We start from the raw sequence: 18,242 nt of genomic DNA on the forward strand, positions 1-18,242 counted from the left end.
TTTATAGATCTTTAATGGCTTGCATATCAATTAACGGCGATACTGCGATTAGCCCGTCGTCTTCTGTGCCCGTATGACAGGATTTTTTGATGGCCACAAGTATCATTGCGCGTAAATAGTCCATCACTTGTTTCCTGTATTATTACTATTCGATTGAATATTGGATTGTGATGGCACCCCCATCTGTTTCCATACAAAATAGATGGCCGGTAACACTAATAAGGTCAAAAGCACGGTACTGATCATGCCGCCAATCATCGGTCCGGCGATGCGTTGCATTACCTCCGACCCGGTGCCACTGCCTATCATGATTGGCACAAGACCAATCACGATCGCAAACACGGTCATCATAATGGGCCTCACCCTGAGGCCAGCCCCTTTCATAACCGCTTCGCGCACATCCTCTTTGTAAAAAGAACGACCTTCCCTGGTCGCTTCTGATCGCAACCTTTCGTATGACTGGTTCAGGTAAACCAGCATCAAAACCCCGATTTCTACTGCAACTCCGGCTAATGCGATGAACCCTACTGCTACTGCAATTGACATGTTGTACCCCATAATATACATCAGCCAAAGCCCGCCAATGACGGCAAATGGCAACGTACCCATGATGATCAGTACTTCAGTCATATTTCTAAAATTGATATACAGCAGGATGACAATAATCGCCAAGGTTAAAGGTACCACCACAGACAGCCGGTCTTTTGCCCGTTGCATGTACTCATATTGTCCGGACCAGGCAATAGAATAACCCGCCGGTATTTCGACTTGCTCTGCCACAAGCCGTTGCGCATCTTCGACATAAGAGCCCAAATCCCGCCCTTCAATATCCACCAGAGTCCAGCCGTTTAAACGGGCATTTTCACTTTTAATGGCCGGTGGGCCATCGGCTATATACACGCTCGCGACGTCAGCCAAGGCAATGCGCTCATTATTGGCGGTCACCACAGGCAGGAGCTTCAATTGCTCTTCTGAGTCTCTATAAGATTGAGGGTAACGAAGGTTGACGGGATAACGTTCTAACCCTTCTACTGTTTCCGTGATGTTCATGCCCCCGATTGCCGTTCGGACAACATCTTGAATATCTGCCACGTTAAGGCCAAAGCGTGCGGCTCGCTTCCTATCGATATCCACTTTGACATAACGGCCACCAGCGACCCGTTCGGAATACACTGATGCAGTGCCTGCGACTTGAGGTAATACTTCTTCCAGACGTTTGCCGATTTTCTCTATTTCGCTCAAACTGGGCCCGGCAACTTTGATCCCTACAGGTGTTTTTATTCCCGTAGATAACATATCGATGCGAGTCTTAATCGGCATAACCCAGGCGTTGGTCAACCCCGGAAATTTAACCAGGTTATCCAGCTCTTTTCTTAAAGACTCAGTTGTGACGCCCGGACGCCATTGATCTCTTGGTTTTAGCTGTATGAATGTTTCAATCATTGTTAGAGGGGCTGGATCGGTTGCGGTTTCCGCGCGCCCAACCTTGCCAAACACGGACACGACTTCCGGCACGGTTTTAATGAGTTTGTCGGTCTGTTGCAGTAGTTCTCTTGCCTTGCCAATTGACACTCCAGCATAAGTTGTGGGCATGTACATCAAATCGCCTTCATCCAACGGGGGCATAAACTCGCTGCCTAACTTGGTCGCGGGCCACAGCCCTACAGCCAATACGACCAGCGATAGCAACAACACACTTTTTGGAAACTTGAGTACACACTTTATTACCGGACGGTAAAGCCCGATCATTAAGCGGTTTAGTGGATTTTTGTGCTCGGGGGTGACTTTTCCTCGAATGAAATACCCCATTAACACCGGCACTAACGTAATTGCCAGGCCCGCTGCGGCGGCCATTGCGTAGGTTTTCGTAAATGCGAGTGGGGAAAACAGCTTGCCTTCCTGAGCTTCCAGAGTGAAAACTGGCAAAAAGCTCATGGTAATGATGAGTAGAGAGAAAAATAACGGCGGCCCAACTTCACAGGCAGCCTGAGTAATGACTTGCCATCGGTTATTATCGGTGAGTTCGGTTTTCTCCATGTGCTTATGCACATTTTCGATCATCACGATTGCACCATCTACCATGGCACCGATCGCAATCGCGATACCTCCGAGGGACATAATGTTCGCGTTTAACCCCTGTTGATACATCACAATGAAGGCCGCCAGGATACCCATCGGTAAACTGATGATGACGACCAGTGAAGACCGGATATGAAACAAAAACAACGTGCAAATCAGCGTTACAACAATGAATTCTTCGATCAACTTTTCATAAAGGTTGGCAATTGCTTTGCTAATCAACCCTGAGCGGTCATAAGTTGGAATAACTTCCACGCCGTCAGGCAAGCCTTTTTTGAGTTCCTCCAGCTTGGCTTTCACCCCGTCTATCGTCGACTGCGCATTTTCACCAAATCGCATGACCACGACGCCGCCTACCACTTCGCCTTCACCGTTCAATTCTGCTATGCCCCGGCGCATTTGTGGCCCTAGTCTTACATCGGCAATATCGCGTAGAAGAAGTGGCACGCCGTTGCTGTTTACACCCAGCGGTACTTGCTCAAGGTCTTTAATGCTGGTGAGGTAACCGGTAACCCTTACCATATATTCAGCTTCCGCCATCTCGATTACTGAGGCACCCGATTCCTGATTCGCTCTTTTTATCGCCATGCGGATATGGGACAAGGGAATGCCGTAAGCTCGCAATCGATTGGGGTCAACGTCAACTTGATATTGGCGCACCATACCGCCAACACTGGCAACTTCAGAGACGCCTGGTACGGTTTGCAGTTCGTATTTTAAAAACCAGTCTTGCAGGCTACGGAGTTGAGCCAAATCATTTGCGCCACTGCGATCAACCAAAGCATAGGCAAATACCCATCCAACTCCGGTCGCATCGGGGCCTAGCTGTGGTTTCGCGGCAGCAGGCAGATTGCCTGCCACCTGGTTTAAATATTCCAGGACCCGTGATCTGGCCCAGTAAAGATCCGTGCCATCTTCGAAGATGACATAAACATAGGAGTCACCAAAGAAGGAATAACCCCTGACAGTGATTGCACCCGGTACCGATAGCATCGCTGTAGTGAGAGGATAAGTAACCTGATCCTCCACGACTTGGGGCGCCTGGCCTGGAAAGCTGGTTTTGATAATAACCTGCACGTCTGACAAATCGGGTATCGCATCGATTGGCGTGTTGCGTACAGAAAACAAACCCGCGCCAAGTAAAATCAGGGTTGCCAAAATCACAAAGAAGCGATTAGCAATTGACCATCGAATTATTGCTGCAATCATCTTGTATCATACTCCGGGAGCTTTTTACTTCTTCTCAATTTTCTTGATGAGATAATTGTTGTCGCTGTCTACTTCCAACGTGAACGTGACTTGATCACCTGGATTCAGTCCATCAAGCTTTACTGACTGATCTGCCTTGAAATTCATACGCATTTTTGGCCAGTTCAATTCAGGCATGGGCTCGTGAGAGATATTCAGCATATGACGGTCATTCATGATCTTGTTTATGCGGCCATCGCCCATCACTACGCGCATATGCTCACCCATTTGTTCCTGGCTCATCATATGTCCCTCATCATTCATGGTATTTCCATGTCCATGCATATGACCGGCACTACCATCGGCGACTGCCGCAAGTGGGATCAACATCGCCCCGGCAATCACAAATGCAGATAATTTGTTTACAGTTTTTTTTGCGTTCATATCTAAGTCCTCATATGGAAGTTATCTATCGTTTTTGTACTGCTGAGACTGAATAGTCTCCATCCTCTAATTCTGTTAATTTGAAACGCACTTGATCGCCAGTTTTCAGTAGCGGTAGTTTCTCAGGGTCAGCGATTACGAACATCATACTCATGACCGGCCAGTTCCATTCGGCAATGGGGTCATGCACAATCATAATCATGTCATCCATGAGCTCTTTCACTTTTCCAGTCGCCATTACGCTTTTGCCTGCAGGCTGGGCGACAGACATATCGGCTTGCTGTGACTGATTTACCTTTCCCTGTTGCACTATATCGGTGACCAGATATTCCCAATCCCCTTGCTTTTGCAGTTCGAATTCAATAATTTGACCGGCTTCCAACATGGATAAATCCACATCTTCAACCACCGGAAAATCCATTTTCATCGTTGGCCATTCCCATGCTTCGATAGGATCATGGGTAATAGACAGCATCCGCATATCCGTCATCACACTGTTGAGCTTGCCGGTTGCTGTAATTTTGCTTAGATCAGTAGTGGAACCCGGATTCGATTCTCGAGATTCCATGCGCGCAATTTCCGCATCGATATTTGACTCTGAATCAATTAAAAACTGGGCTGAGGTGACCACCTGATCTCCTTTCTCCAAGCCCTCCAGAATCTGCAACGAATCACCGGTTTCAATACCGACTTTGACAATGACGGATTTAAAAAGGCCATCACCTAAAGATTTCACTACACGGTGATATCGACCACCTTTGATTAATGCTTCTTTGGGTATACTCAACGTCTGCTCGGAAACGGGTGAGAAAATCGTCAGGTTGGCATACATATTTGGCCTGAGTATCAAGTCACTGTTATCAACCCGGATTCGCACTTTTAAAGTACGGGTTTTGCTGTCTAACACTGGATAAAGATAATCGACAGTGCCTTTCCATACTTTCCCGGGAACAGCATCGGTGTGCATTTCTACCGCCTGACCAGTTTTTACCCAGTTTGATTGCCGTTCGAATACCTCGGCAATGACCCATACCGAATCGAGCGTACCAATAGACATGACCTCTGTGGCAGGTTTAATGAACATCCCTTCGCGCACATTCAGGTCTTTTACGATTCCGTCGCGTTCGGCATTAACTTTTATTTTTTGTTCAACGGTTCTGCGTGATTCCAATCGTTTGATCTGTCCATCGGTCAAGCCGAGCGAAAGCAATCTTGAGCGAGAGGCCTTATAAAGTGACTTGTTGCCACTGCGTAATGCCGCCAGATACTCTTCTTGTGCATTTACCAGCGCTGGCGAATACAGCTCATAAAGTGTTTGCCCTTTTTTCACCCGATCGCCGTTACTGGTGACATTTAACACCTCAATCCAACCGTCAACACGGCTGTGAATATGGTTGAGTTTGTCTTCATCAAAGGCGACATAGCCGACAGTGTTTACAGGCATCTCTAACCTGCCTTCGCTTACTTTTTCTGTTCTAACACCAAGGTTATTTATGACAACGGGGGATATTTTGACGCTACCCGCTTTGCTTTGCTGATCATCTTCATATACCGGTACCAGATCCATACCCATCGGTGACTTGCCCGGTTTATCACGTCGATAGTTTTTATCCATTGGTGCAACCCAATAAAGTGGTTTTTTCTCACCACTATCGTCACCCTGATCGCCCATTGCAGTCATGGATGTGTTATCTGCAGACGGTATGATATTTCCCTGCTGGATTACCAATACCTGGAATGCAATGCCGCCACCAAAAGCGAACAACATGGCAAGTAAGATCCCGAATTTCTTCATTGGGACACTCCTGTTATTTTAGTCGGATCGGTTAACCCCAATTTGGGTGTTTGAAAAGAAACGTAGTATTGCAATTCAGACAGCAACTGCAGACGAGTGACCCGCAAGCGCTCATAATCAAGCCTGTCTTTCTGTTCTCTCAGAAAGGCCCGCATGACTTCTGCGAAATCCGCGGCATCAGCTTGATAAGCATTCAGAGAAGCTTCCGCCTGCAAGCGGGCTTTAGACAGTATTGATTGTTCAAACAACTGTAGTTGTTCTTCCGTTTGCATCAGACGACGGGACAGTGTTTGAATCATGCCGACCATTTCATAGACTTTGTCTTGGTAGCTACTTTTCAAAGCCTCTTTACGGAGAGTTGCACTTTTGACTGATCTATCTTGTCTCTGGGTGGTGAACAGTGGTAATGATACGTTGACCATTGCGCTGACAAAATCAGAACGGTCAGAGCCATCCATATTTTTGCCACCTCGGTAACCATAATTCAGCTCTACGCCCCACAAAGGTTGGTACTTTTGTTTTGCCAGTTTAATATCGCGCTCGGCTGCAGCAACGTCCTGTTGCAAACTAACCAGTTCCGGATGCTCTGCAATCAATGCAATGATTAGCGCTTCATCGGGGTTTTTACTCGACACAATATCTTTCGGCATGAGAAGAATAGGTAAGATACTTGGCCACGACTCGGTCATTGCAGTTCTACCAATCCAACGGGCGAGCCCTGCCCGTTCAGTTTCACCTTGTCGAATCGCTTTAATGAGCTTTTCATCCAGTCGACTTGATTCCAGTTCTGCACGCAGAACATCTTGTTGCTGTACCTTTCCGATGCTGTAGAGTGACCGAGTTACATCAATGAGTTGATTAAATAACGCTTTGTCTTCTTCGATAATGTCTTGAGCGTGCTGCCAATAGAGTACTTCTAACCAGTTTTTCCGGACCATTCGAGTAACATTCAAGTAGCGTGTTTGCGCCATTGATTTCATAGACGATGCCATGATGTTCATTTTCATTTCTTGCAGTGACAATGTATTCCCTTGAGGAAACATTTGCCTCAGACCCACTTTTAGTTGTGTCATGGGCTCTTGATCGAACTTGAACGTGTCCGTCGGAAAGTTTTGCGCGCCCAATACAAGTGTGGGGTCAGGTAGCTGGGCACTGGCACCAGCATCCTCTTTCATTGCGTTTGAACGGTATAATATTTGATTGATACCCGCGTCCTTTGATACAGCGAGCTGTTGGGCGTTTTCGATAGACAATTCAGCAGCAACCTGCGTCGTACCGGTAAAAACCAGGAAACCAAGAGCACAGCCAAGAACGGCGTTCATATGCCTTTCAGTTGGAAAATAGCCTTTCATTTGATTCATCCAATTAAACGGATTGATCACGTTAGCAGTGATGATGTTTTAAAAATTGAGAAAGGGCGAAACCCGTATGGGAGTATGCGTGTTAACCGATCAAACCAAGGCAGTAACCCTGTCCAGGTACCGTAAGTCGATCAAAGTTGGCAACAAACACAACTCGAATTCAGCCCGTTGGAATGGACTTTCAATTCAGATAAGTACAGTGTAAGACAAAACTTTGGGGGTAATTAAATCGAGGGGGCGGCGATTCAAAGTAAAATGACTGTTTTGACTTCCTGCTAAGGGTGTCAACCAATTTGAATAAAACCGAGAAAAACAGTACCGCTACGAGTAATGAGATTGGAACGTTCGGTATGTAGCTCTCATGGTCTTCACAACAGTTGTCTTGCGATAACGTCGAGCCATGAGTGCCATGGGCAGTTTCAGCCATTTGGGCTGACGAATGACTTAATGTATCTGTGTTTTCATGATGGTGGCTATGATCATGAGCAGAATTGCTCGTTAACCCGGATTCATGACCCTGGCTACCGGACATAGAACCCGCGCACAAAATCATGCTCTGACAAAATAGCCAGATCACAATCAGTGGTACCATCAGTCGACGGTATTTTGGGCAAACATCCGCTATAAACATAACTTTTTGAAGACGGGCTAATAAATTAAAATCTTGAATATCCAAATATAAACCTATGTCTCGCACACAAGTCAATATTTATTTTAGGTCAAAAATAATTAATCTATACAAAATTGCTGCCTATCAGCAAATGACTTTATCTGGTGAGTTCGACAAGTGTTAATAAAGCATTCGGAAAAAATTCGTACCAATCCGCATGAAAAACTCTCCCGCACTGAAGTTCCGGACTTAACGTATAGTTTAGACGGAAAGAAACGGTGCAGGCCTCAGAATCGATTTCGAATATTGAAATGGCGTCAAAATCAAAGACGCGTTTAACCTGGGGATAGGCGGCTTTGAAGAAACTTTCTTTCACTGAGAATATCAGTGTAAATAGCCACCTTTTATCAAAACCGGTTTTTTCAAAACACTGTAGTTCATCTGAGTTCAGTATGAGTTGAGTAAAACCCTGCAAGTCTTCGTATTGAATGAGAAATTCTGCGTCAATACCAACCTCTTTGTCTCTCGTTACTACAGCGATAGCGATGTTGGATTCAGCGTTTTTGTTCGATGTATGGCTAATACTGCCAGAGATACCAAAAGGCCAGACCGGACTCCTGTCGTCTGACACCTCCGGTTGATAGTGCGGAATAGACAATTTCTTTAATGCTTGAATAGCGCAATATCGCCCTGCTACAAATTCTGCTTGACGCTTTTCAACGGCGCGAGCGATGTTTTCGGGTAAGACTACTCCAAATTCTGACGGGGTTAATACTGCATCAAAATCCGGTATCGAAAACCAAACCTGGTAACATTTCAAATAAGGTTTTCCAGGAAAGTGTAACGGGCCCTCCTGTCGGGTAAATGGAACGGTTTTGGGGACTAACTTTTCATCACTTCTGAGCATAAGTCGCAGTATAGACTGTTTAGTAGATGGTTTTTTTCATATATTCCGGGTAGTTTTTATCATATTCTTCCGCGTCGAAGTCAATATTACGCATGGTTGAAAATACTTTTGCCATTGCACCCGCGGTTGGTAACTCATCGCGATTGATATGATTCTCCGGATTCCACAACCCGGAACGAACAATTGCCTTTTGGCACTGGTAATAGACTTTATCAACCGATATGGAAAGCACGGTACTTGCGGGTTTACCCTGAACTGCAAACGACTGGCAAAGTGTATCGTCAGCGATGATCTCTGCTTTACCACTCAATCGAATTGTCTCACCCACATTCGGAATCAAGAAAAGCAGACCGACTTCAGGGTTGGTCACAATATTTCGGAGCGAATCCACCCGATTGTTCCCCCGTCGATCAGGGATTTGAATGTGTTTCTCGTCGATAACCCTTACAAATCCGGGGGCATCTCCACGTGGTGAGCAATCGATACCCTGTTCGCCGCGAGTAGACAAAATCAGGAATGGCGATTTCTCGATGAACTTTTGATAATGGGGATTGATATGGTCGATTTCTTTCCAAAGTGCCCGCTCAAGGGGCTCACCATATATCTCTTGCAATGCTTCAATTGTTCGAATCGTCGTCATATCTGCTTTACTACCCCTTCGCATCCGTGTTGGTAATAGATTGCATCATACCTTAGTTAAACACCGGATTGAATTGCTTCTCCTGGTGCCAGTTGGCAACCAGAGCGTATGAATTACCCGACATATTACTCGCTGTAGTGGTTAGATTGGTGGATCATGCAGCATCCTGTCCCGGTCTTTCCTGATTCGTATACTGATGCCAGCTCCCATACTGAGTCGATAAAACGTATTGATCGCAATTCCCTGTAGTAACGTATAAGATAGTGCCTGGATCTGAGTCCATTGCCGGATTTTGAGATACCTACAGAAGAATAATTAGAAAATAAGAGAAACACCCTATATTTGGCCATCAGGTGCCTTATTTTTTGCCGAACCTATTTATTTATGCGTACGTTATGTATTCTGTTTTTCCTCGTCCCCCACACCGTGTTAGCTCTAACCGACACCCAGTTGTCGCAACAGACTCAATCCATTCCTTTGGAAACCGAACTGCGCTTGAAGCGCCTCGAATGGATCGAAGTCAAACCAGATGGAACGCTGGGAACGGATGACAGTGGCCTTGCCCGTTCCACCAGCCGGTTATTGAGACTGAAATATAATCATACGATCTCAGAGCGCGACATGTTGGTCTGTATATTCTCCCAGATCGAGGAAGCACGATTGAAATCTCGAACGGATTTATCGTTGTATGATGTCAAAAGTTGCGTCAAAGGGTTGGGATATCGCACAGCAGGATTCAAGTTTACAGCTCACGATTTCCGTGAATCGGCAAATTCCCCTGAATTTCAGAACTTGCTCCCGGCGATAATCCAATTGAAAGAAAAACGCGCGATATTTTCATTATTGACCGGAGCAGACGAGCACTATCTATACGTTCTCCATCCTTTTGCTGGGGAATTAAGGCTGTCTTATCAAGAGTATCTCTCCAGAATAAAACGCAACTTCATATTCGGCATTATCCCCCAAACAACCCCTTAGGCTTATGGATTCCTCCTAAACATTACATCTGTGCGAACCGCGTATTTAGTGCCAGATAATACGGCACAACCTTCATGGAGCAGTTCATGTTTGAAAATGGCTGCTCTTCCTGTTTGAGGTGGTATTTTAAAATCTCGAAAGTCTGTTTCACCCCCCTCAAATCCGTCATTAAGATAGATAATAAGAGACAGAAAACTTCTCAATGCTCCAGATTCATAGGGAAAATCCTTGTGTAATCTGAAAAGTTGCCGTGGTTCGTAGCGATAAAACCTGAATCGTTCGTTGAGCCCGACGGGTTGCCATCCCTGAATTGTAAGGGTGAGCTGACTTTTTAACCGAAGCCACATATCTTGCGCCAAGTCCGGATCGTCTATTATAACGCGCTTGTTGTTTCTGATTTCTCTCGCCAGTATTGGCTTTCCACCTGAGATAATAAACGAATCTTCGTAACCTGCACTTTCTGAGCGGGCAACGAATACACGACACTCCTCATCGCTCAGAAAGCGATCCAGTACCTGGGTCTCGCTGGATTTCATCACGTTGTCCATCAAATTGTTCTTTAAGTTTAAATCGCCTATTGCGATATGTTTGTACTTGAAAATGAAGTGCCTCTTCAAAGCGATAGAGCGGCATAAAGTAGAGGGATTCGCAATAACGTTGTTTATGCTTTATTTTCTATTTTTGGGTCAATGGGTCAATGGGTTGTCTGTTCTCAAAAGTTTTTAATGTTGCCAATTGGAAACGTGTAAGTTGTTGTTTTTACGAGTAATGCATTTTAAATAAGCGATTCCCGTTTCAACAATGCAACTACACCATCCGATGAATTAACCATAAAAATTCTTATATCGTTGTATTTTAACAATAAAATAGCTTTTGGCAGGCGATTTGTACTGGTGCATATGAACCAGATATTTTAAGGAAAGGTTTATAATTATGAAAAAGTCTTACGCTATTGTGATCGCGTTTTTATTGAGTGTAATGGTTGGCTGTGCCCAGGAAACAGCACAACAGCAAGTGGATCGGGTTAATGAAGAACAGGTTCAAACGAATGAACAGGAAGATACAGATTCAGCATTGGAGGGGGTGCAAACTTCAGTGATCGGGCAAACCATTCAGCGTACCCGGAGTGAAAGTGATTATGTAACTGAAGCAGAAATGGGCGACGCTGGTGCGATGGATAGCGCGAACGAATCTTTGGAAAAACAGCTCGAAAAACCACTTGAAAAAGCATTCGCGTATCTTGATGCCAACAACGATAAAGCATTATCTCTTGCCGAGTCAGAGCCCAATCAAATTATCAATCAGCACTTTGAGAAGATCGATTTGGATACCAATGGTTCAATCAGCCTTGCCGAGTTCATTCAGTATACGACTGAACCAACCTCTGCCGGTGCATATACCGATACTTATCATCAATAATTAACCACGTCCAGACTTAATTATTTCCTGGCGCAACATCAGAGCGGCATGTGCCGCTTGGTGTTCTCATAAAGTCGCCCTCCTTAGTAAGTGCTCCCGCTCTGTGGACGAGTTTTTGCGCAGATTTAGGCTATTATTATAGCCAACTCGTTATTTTAAATGAGATCCCCTTTTGGAATACTGTATAAATTCTCCCACGAGAAAAGGTTTATAAAACTTGACATCCCAAGCCTGGCGATGTCAACTCTCCCCTCTTCTTAAAATCGTTATTTTGTAATTTCCGCGAAAGATACATGAAAACCAGAACCTTGATTCTCAACATTGTGATGGCTGCTGAAGTTAAAACGCTGTCAATACAGGACATCATTTCAGTCTGTGAACTGTTTGACGTTAAGGCTAATAGCGTCCGCGTTAATGTACAACGACTCACATCAGATAGGTTGCTCAGTTGTGTTCACAGGGGGCTGTATCAACTCGGGCCGGCGGCAAAATTGATGGCAAACCAGTTATCTGAATGGCGCAATGCTTTGCAACGAATCGTACCATGGCGTGGCGACTGGTTAGGGGTTCACTGTGGTTCTCTAGGGCGAACAGATCGAAAAGCATTGAAGAATCGAGAGCGAGCGCTGTTCCTGAACGGGTTCAAAGAACTCGATAGATCACTTTACATTCGGCCAAATAATCTGATAGGCGGATTGGACACTGTAAAAATACGTCTGGAATCCATGGGGCTGGAAAATGGCGCCATACACTTGAAAATTTCCGATTTCGAGCCTGCGGTCAAGTCTGGTATTCCAGGGCTGTGGAATTTTTCCGACCTGAACAGCGGATACACAAAATCGACGACCACATTGCAAAACTGGTTAAACCAATACGAAAGTCTGGAGATACAGGAAGCCGCAAGGCAATCTTTTATGCTCGGCAATGAAGCAATAAGACAAATGATTTATGACCCTTTGCTGCCCGAAGAATGGATTAATGGTACTGCACGACAGGCATTTATCGAAATATTGAAAGAGTTCGATAATACCGGACATTCGATATGGCGAACTGTACTCGAGAATGCGGAAGTGACTACTTGACTACTTGACTACTGCCCCCGTTATTCAGCTTCAGGCTTGTCCAATTGCGCTAAACTAGTGCTGTAACGGTTTTCAAATGCTTTAGCCGGCATTGCTTGAGCAACAATATTGCCTTGTATCCGATCTATTTTCAGCATTTTACAACAGGCTAACTGAGCTGGTGTCTCGACGCACTCCGCGACGACTTCGTAGCCCAGGGTTTTGGCAAATTGATTAATCGCCTTTAACAGATTTGAATTACTGGTGGGGTCGAAGATGGTATCAATAAAAGTTTTATCAATCTTCAGGATACTGATTGGAAAGCTTTCCAGGTGCGCCAAGGATGAATAGCCCCGGCCAAAATTATCCAAGGCAAGTTTTACGCCCAGTTTGTCCAACTCGCTTAAAAGTTCCCGTGCTTTCGCACTGGAATGAATGGATTGTTCCACTAATTCAAGTTCGAGTCGATCTGGTGGCACCCGATGTTTTATCAACGCATTTTTAATGCTCCGTAACAACGCGGGTTGGCTCAGTTGTGCTGTCGATAGATTGAGACTGAGAGAAAGCGGCAAACCTAATTGGTCATAGCGTCCAAGCCAATCCATGAACTGCAAACAGGCTTGATCAATCACCCAGTCACCGATGGCATTGATCACACCATTTTGTTCAGCAATCGGGATAAAATCCAAAGGAGACAACAGCCCTTTTTTCGGGTGGTTCCAGCGGATAAGCGCTTCTATTCCGATAATTCGAGAATCGAGATAACTGATTTGAGGCTGGTAATATAATTCAAACTGGTTAGATTCAATCGCCTGACTGAGCTCTTTTTCTAACCCCTCCCTCTGGCTAATCGCTGATTGGGTTTTGCGGGAATACCACATCACCTGATTGCGGCCTCTTTGCTTCGCCTTGTACATCGCCTCATCCGCACATTTCATCAGTTGTACTGAATCAATCGCACAATCCGGAAAGGTTGCAACGCCTACACTGGTTGATAAATTTAGCTGTTTTCCATTGATGTTAAACGTCGGGGAAAACGCAGAGACGATGCGTTCTGTTAAATGACGGATATTGTCCAGACAGGATATTTCGCTAATCAAGATAACAAATTCATCCCCCCCCAAGCGGCAAAGCAAATCGGCTTCTCTCACTGTTTCCTTCAGGCGAGCAGCAACCTCTTGTAACACTTGATCACCCGTGCTGTGGCCGTAGGTATCGTTGATTTCCTTGAATTTATCGAGGTCGAGAAAAATAAGGGCTAGCTGGTTTTGCTGTCGTTTGGCAATCGAGATGGCATTAGCTAGGCTTAAATCAAACATATACCGATTGGCGAGAGTCGTCAGGGAGTCAACCAACGCGAGCTCACGTAATTGCGCTTGATGCTCCAAGAGTTGGTTCTGAACTTTGAGACGTTCTTTGACGTGCAGGATACAACGGATAATACGTGATGGTTTGAGTTCATCGGTCTCGATAAAGTCCTGGGCACCTGCTTCGATACAACGTAAGGCGTAACCATCATCTTGTTGTTCGCTCAGGATTATAATCGGTGGGCCGACAATGTTGTGACTGCGCAGTAGCGTCAGCTTATCCAGAGGTTGTTCAATTGCGAGAAAGAGTAAATCAACCTGATTTTCAGCGATAAGCTCTATTGCTGCTTTCACGGTATTGCACTCGATTAGCGCTGTAACATGCTCAGAACACGCGAGCATGGTACTCAACGAAGCTTGACCGGTGTTATCATCGCGGATCAATAGAATTCTCATAGGAATCCATACCAAATAAATGAGTCATACAGGACTCTTACCCTATAAATTTAGCATAATGATCACAATTTAACCTGTTTGATGTATTCATATCGCATCAAATTAACCGGAGGGCCAAAGTTATGGCTAAAGTGGTAACCTGCTTAGCGGATGACATTCTTACCATTACGATCAATCGTCCAGAATTGCGTAACTGTGTAGACGGCCCCACAGCGCTATTACTCGCAGAAGCATTTGAGCAATTTGAAAAGGATGATAGTGCAAAAGTCGCAATTTTGACCGGTTCAGGCGGTCACTTCTGTGCCGGCGCGGATTTAAAAGCAATTGCAAGCGAAAACCCGGAATCAGCTAATCGGCTTGATTCCGAGGGCCATGGGCCGATGGGACCAAGCCGGATGCGCTTAAGCAAACCCGTCATTGCCGCCATAAATGGTTATTGTGTCGCGGGCGGTTTGGAGCTCGCAATCTGGTGTGACCTGAGAGTTGCCTCAAAAACCGCACAACTTGGCATATTTTGTCGACGGTTTGGCGTTCCTCTGATTGATGGAGGGACTGTACGTTTACCGCGATTAATCGGAATGAGTCATGCCATGGACATGATTTTAACAGGGCGGGAAGTTGCTGCTGATGAGGCCAAACAAATGGGGCTGATTAACCGGCTGAGCAACCGGGATGACTGTTTGCCCGATGCCTGCGAACTCGCGCGGCAAATCGCACAACATCCACAAACCTGCTTGATAAATGACCGGAGGAGTGTCTACGAGCAGTGGAGTATGGATGAGAAGTCCGCACTCGAAAATGAATTCCAGCTGGGCATGAACACAATTAGATCAGGTGAAACCGTGGCCGGAGCAAAACGATTCACAGGTTAAACCCGCTCATTGGTAAAATGAAACTAACGAAGAGCCAATATGAAAATGGATACATTTGAAGCCGGCCCGCTATTTGATTCGCTACAAAATTTCAGGGAGGATGTAAAAGAAGGCGGATTGGGACCAAACGCAGATCTGGTGGAGCGATTTGCTCGCGTTATCCCTGAAGTGCGTCAGGACTTTGAGCAGGCAACTCGCTTCTTGTTATTATACAGCCGGAAAAGTGAAGCAACCTTTAACCGTTTTCGTAATGAAATAGAACGGTTTTTAATATGGTCTTGGAGTAGTCCTGGTAAATCTGTCATTCAGCTGAAGCGAGCAGACATTGAAAACTATATCAATCTCTGTTGGTCTCCCCCTCCGGCCTGGATTAACACGCAAGTAGTCCCCCGCTTTGTGCTGGTCAATGGACGCCGAAGTGCGAATCGAGACTGGCGCCCCTTTACATTCAAAGTGCCTAAAGGTCAACGTAAAATGGCCTATGAACGGGGTCAGGATATCAATATTGACGTAAAGCAGTACCAAATTGGGCAATCTACTTTATTATCGATATTTACGGCATTGAATGTGTTTTTCAAAGATCTGTTGCTTGAAGAGTATGCAGAAACAAATTTGATACCGATCACGAAAAAACGTTGCCCCTATTTGATCAAACAGGCCGGTGCCGTAGAGGTGCAGCGATTCTCCGAATTGCAGTGGAATTTTATTCTTGAAACTGCAACTATAATGGCCAATAGTGATCCAAAGTTTGAGCGCCATTTATTCTTGATCGCGTTGCTTAAAACATTGTATTTACGGATTTCAGAGTTAGCGATCAGGCTGTCTCCCGTTACCGGTGACCCCGAGTGGATTCCGGTTATGGAGCATTTCTGGACCAAAGATGGGTATTGGTACCTCAAAGTCTTCGGTAAAGGTCGTAAAGCCAGTTCCGTTACAGTGCCGGATACCTTATTACCCTATATCAAGCGCTACAGAGAGCACCTGAATGTGTTTGGTCTGCCAGCACAGGGTGAAAAAATGCCCATCATCGGCAAGATAAAAGGGAAAGGCGCAATGACTGCCCGGCAACTTACCCGATTGGTGCAAGAGGTATTTGATACCGCTGTGAAACGTATGCAGGATGAAGGTTTTTTCGATGAGGCTAATGACTTAAGAAATGCAACCACGCACTGGCTACGGCATACCGGCGCTTCCCAGGATATCGACTCCCGGCCATTGAAACATCTGGCGGACGACCTGCGCCATGCATCAATGGGTACCACCGACAAGATTTATATTCAATCGGACCTCAGAGAACGTTCGGAATCAGGCAAGCGACGAAAGGTATAAGCAAGGACTCAGATAGTATGCAATCAATGTTCAAAGCGCCCCCCTGGGCCAAAAATGCCCATCTTCAAACAATCTGGCCTTCTAAAATCAGAAAGATTGACATGCCTGAGCGGGTTACAGAAACAATCGACCTGCCGGATGGCGATTTTCTGGACCTGACCTGGACCTCAAAAGATATTCAGCCACAACAGCCCCTTTTCTTGATACTACATGGTCTTGAGGGATCAGCGGAGTCAAACTATGCCAAGGGTATGCAAAAGGCGCTAGGCAATCGGGGCTGGGCGAGTGTGTTGATGCATTTCAGAGGCTGTTCCGGTCGTTTAAATCGTCTGGAGCGGGGTTACCATTCAGGGGAAACAGGTGATGCCCGGTTCATGATTGAATGGCTGAGGGAACAATATCCCTCGCATTTTCTGGGGGCAATTGGCTACAGCCTCGGTGGTAATGTACTCACCAAGTATCTTGGTGAATACGGAGATGGCAGTCTACTGGATGCCGCTGCGATTGTTTCGGCACCTCTGGATCTTGCGGCTTGTTCCCGTCGGATGCAAACCGGATTTTCCAGAAATTACCAAAACTATTTGCTTGATTCCATGAAATCAAATTTCATCAACAAATCCAGGTTCACGCAATTCGCGGATTATTCCCCACCGAGTCACGATGAAATTGCAGCCATGTCGTCATTTATCGAGTTTGATGACCGTGTGACCGCCCCGCTCCATGGGTTCGTTGATGCAGAAGATTACTACCGACGTTGCAGTGGCAAACATTTTGTAAGTCAGATCAAAACCCGGACGCTCATGATCCACGCCCGGGATGACCCCTTCATGACAGAGGAGGTTATTCCGGATCAGTGGCAAATTCCCGATTGTGTAGACTATGAATTGAGTCAACATGGTGGCCATGTCGGCTTTCTGTTTGGCTCCCCTTGGAAGCCCCGATTCTGGCTTGAGGAACGCATACCGGAATGGATGTCACACCGATTGACACAAAATACTGCCCAATACAAATAGTCCGGTTTCGGTGAGCTCAACCAATGCTCCGGCGGTGTCACCCGTTGTGCCACCGATCCGCGCCATGATAAGTGCGCGGTATAAGTAGAAGATCAATGCGGTGATTAAGATTATGAGCAGCGTATGCCACTGGAATATAAAGAGCAGACAGGGTATCAGCAACAGAATCGTCAGGTTCCCCTGCGCCCTGACCTGACTATCTTCTATGAATTTACCCATACCATTTTGGCGCACATAGGGGGTTAAGCTAAACAGGGGGACGATAATCGCCCTGGATAATACGAACGGTAATATGATCCAGGCGTACATTTGATACGATGTCGCGAGATCCGACGAGAGTATCGCCTCCAATGCAGAAAACTTCAGCAGCAATACCGCGACAAGCGCAGCCACTGCAATGGGCCCGGACCTGGGATCTTTCATGATTGCAAGGGTACGATCTTTTGAACCGAAGCCTCCCACCCATGCATCCATCCAGTCGGCCAAGCCATCCAGGTGCAAGGCACCCGTGACGTATATCACTAGTGCGATGCCGCAAGCTGCAACCACGGTGGGCTTGGCACCACAATAGAGAAGACCAGCACATGACACAGCTACCAGGAACCCAATTAGCAAGCCAACGATTGGATACCACAATACTGAGGTTTGCTGTAATCGTGAATAGTTGCCCGTATTTTCAGTACAGTACTGATCGTAAACGGGAAAACGGTGCACAGGCAAACGAGTGAGCAACTGGAGTGCACACAAAAATGGCCAGAGGAAGCGGCGTTGCCAGTTCATTAA

At 45.9% G+C, this 18,242-nt stretch carries 16 protein-coding genes; 6 read left to right on the forward strand and 10 right to left on the reverse strand.

All coding sequences use genetic code 11. From position 1 onward, the window contains the following. Window position 1 precedes the first annotated feature (1 nt). From OLMES_RS28860 to OLMES_RS13455, 7 genes are all read right to left on the reverse strand, one after another. Window positions 2–124, reverse strand: a complete 123-nt coding sequence (locus tag OLMES_RS28860; RefSeq protein ID WP_269767753.1) for a hypothetical protein — start codon at window positions 122–124, stop codon at window positions 2–4. Next, a complete protein-coding gene (locus tag OLMES_RS13425; protein ID WP_087461735.1) occupies window positions 124–3,288 on the reverse strand; it encodes an efflux RND transporter permease subunit in 3,165 nt (1,054 codons plus the stop codon). Before OLMES_RS13425 ends, OLMES_RS28860 begins: the two co-directional genes overlap by 1 nt. Window positions 3,289–3,312: 24 nt before the next feature. Next, window positions 3,313–3,711, reverse strand: coding sequence for a copper-binding protein (locus tag OLMES_RS13430; RefSeq protein WP_087461736.1), 399 nt, complete (start codon window positions 3,709–3,711; stop codon window positions 3,313–3,315). Window positions 3,712–3,736: 25 nt separating this feature from the next. Beyond that, complete coding sequence (locus OLMES_RS13435) at window positions 3,737–5,506, reverse strand: efflux RND transporter periplasmic adaptor subunit (protein ID WP_087461737.1); 1,770 nt, start codon at window positions 5,504–5,506, stop codon at window positions 3,737–3,739. Beyond that, the gene (locus OLMES_RS13440) at window positions 5,503–6,858 is read right to left on the reverse strand and encodes a TolC family protein (RefSeq protein WP_198343328.1); all 1,356 of its coding nucleotides are present in this window, start codon (window positions 6,856–6,858) and stop codon (window positions 5,503–5,505) included. The genes OLMES_RS13435 and OLMES_RS13440 overlap by 4 nt, the downstream gene beginning before the upstream one ends. A gap of 776 nt (window positions 6,859–7,634) precedes the next feature. Then, window positions 7,635–8,297, reverse strand: coding sequence for a 4'-phosphopantetheinyl transferase family protein (locus tag OLMES_RS13450; RefSeq protein WP_157678300.1), 663 nt, complete (start codon window positions 8,295–8,297; stop codon window positions 7,635–7,637). A gap of 106 nt (window positions 8,298–8,403) precedes the next feature. Continuing rightward, a complete protein-coding gene (locus tag OLMES_RS13455; RefSeq protein WP_087461741.1) occupies window positions 8,404–9,024 on the reverse strand; it encodes a pyridoxamine 5'-phosphate oxidase family protein in 621 nt (206 codons plus the stop codon). Window positions 9,025–9,408: 384 nt separating this feature from the next. Between OLMES_RS13455 and OLMES_RS13460 the strand changes: the two genes are divergently transcribed. Further along, complete coding sequence (locus tag OLMES_RS13460) at window positions 9,409–10,002, forward strand: cysteine peptidase family C39 domain-containing protein (protein ID WP_087461742.1); 594 nt, start codon at window positions 9,409–9,411, stop codon at window positions 10,000–10,002. A 2-nt stretch (window positions 10,003–10,004) separates the two neighbouring features. On the opposite strand, the gene OLMES_RS13465 is transcribed toward OLMES_RS13460, so the two are convergent. Next, the gene (locus OLMES_RS13465; RefSeq protein ID WP_087461743.1) at window positions 10,005–10,550 is read right to left on the reverse strand and encodes a prolyl hydroxylase family protein; all 546 of its coding nucleotides are present in this window, start codon (window positions 10,548–10,550) and stop codon (window positions 10,005–10,007) included. Between the two features lie 385 nt (window positions 10,551–10,935). On the opposite strand from OLMES_RS13465, the gene OLMES_RS13475 reads away from it, so the two are divergent. Both OLMES_RS13475 and OLMES_RS13480 read left to right on the forward strand, forming a co-directional pair. Next, window positions 10,936–11,421: an EF-hand domain-containing protein gene (locus OLMES_RS13475; protein ID WP_087461745.1), complete on the forward strand. Its 486-nt coding sequence runs from the start codon at window positions 10,936–10,938 to the stop codon at window positions 11,419–11,421. A gap of 293 nt (window positions 11,422–11,714) precedes the next feature. Further along, a complete protein-coding gene (locus tag OLMES_RS13480; RefSeq protein WP_087461746.1) occupies window positions 11,715–12,503 on the forward strand; it encodes a PaaX family transcriptional regulator C-terminal domain-containing protein in 789 nt (262 codons plus the stop codon). A 20-nt stretch (window positions 12,504–12,523) separates the two neighbouring features. Here OLMES_RS13480 and OLMES_RS13485 read toward each other — a convergent pair whose 3' ends face one another. Then, on the reverse strand, window positions 12,524–14,245 hold the full coding sequence (locus OLMES_RS13485) for a two-component system response regulator (protein WP_087461747.1): 1,722 nt from the start codon (window positions 14,243–14,245) through the stop codon (window positions 12,524–12,526). Window positions 14,246–14,367: 122 nt separating this feature from the next. Between OLMES_RS13485 and OLMES_RS13490 the strand changes: the two genes are divergently transcribed. Genes OLMES_RS13490 through OLMES_RS13500 form a run of 3 tightly spaced genes read left to right on the forward strand, consistent with a single transcriptional unit; the run spans window position 14,368 to window position 17,459 of the window. Then, on the forward strand, window positions 14,368–15,117 hold the full coding sequence (locus tag OLMES_RS13490; RefSeq protein WP_087461748.1) for a crotonase/enoyl-CoA hydratase family protein: 750 nt from the start codon (window positions 14,368–14,370) through the stop codon (window positions 15,115–15,117). A gap of 39 nt (window positions 15,118–15,156) precedes the next feature. Further along, window positions 15,157–16,446 (forward strand): tyrosine-type recombinase/integrase, encoded by a 1,290-nt coding sequence (locus tag OLMES_RS13495; protein WP_087461749.1) that lies wholly within the window; start codon window positions 15,157–15,159, stop codon window positions 16,444–16,446. A gap of 17 nt (window positions 16,447–16,463) precedes the next feature. Continuing rightward, window positions 16,464–17,459, forward strand: coding sequence for a hydrolase (locus OLMES_RS13500; protein WP_232465332.1), 996 nt, complete (start codon window positions 16,464–16,466; stop codon window positions 17,457–17,459). Here OLMES_RS13500 and OLMES_RS13505 read toward each other — a convergent pair. Next, window positions 17,421–18,239, reverse strand: a complete 819-nt coding sequence (locus OLMES_RS13505; RefSeq protein ID WP_087461750.1) for an adenosylcobinamide-GDP ribazoletransferase — start codon at window positions 18,237–18,239, stop codon at window positions 17,421–17,423. The two genes, OLMES_RS13500 and OLMES_RS13505, sit on opposite strands and share 39 nt — an antisense overlap. Window positions 18,240–18,242 lie beyond the last annotated feature (3 nt).

It is taken from the genome of Oleiphilus messinensis (genome assembly GCF_002162375.1).
Taxonomy (GTDB): domain Bacteria; phylum Pseudomonadota; class Gammaproteobacteria; order Pseudomonadales; family Oleiphilaceae; genus Oleiphilus; species Oleiphilus messinensis.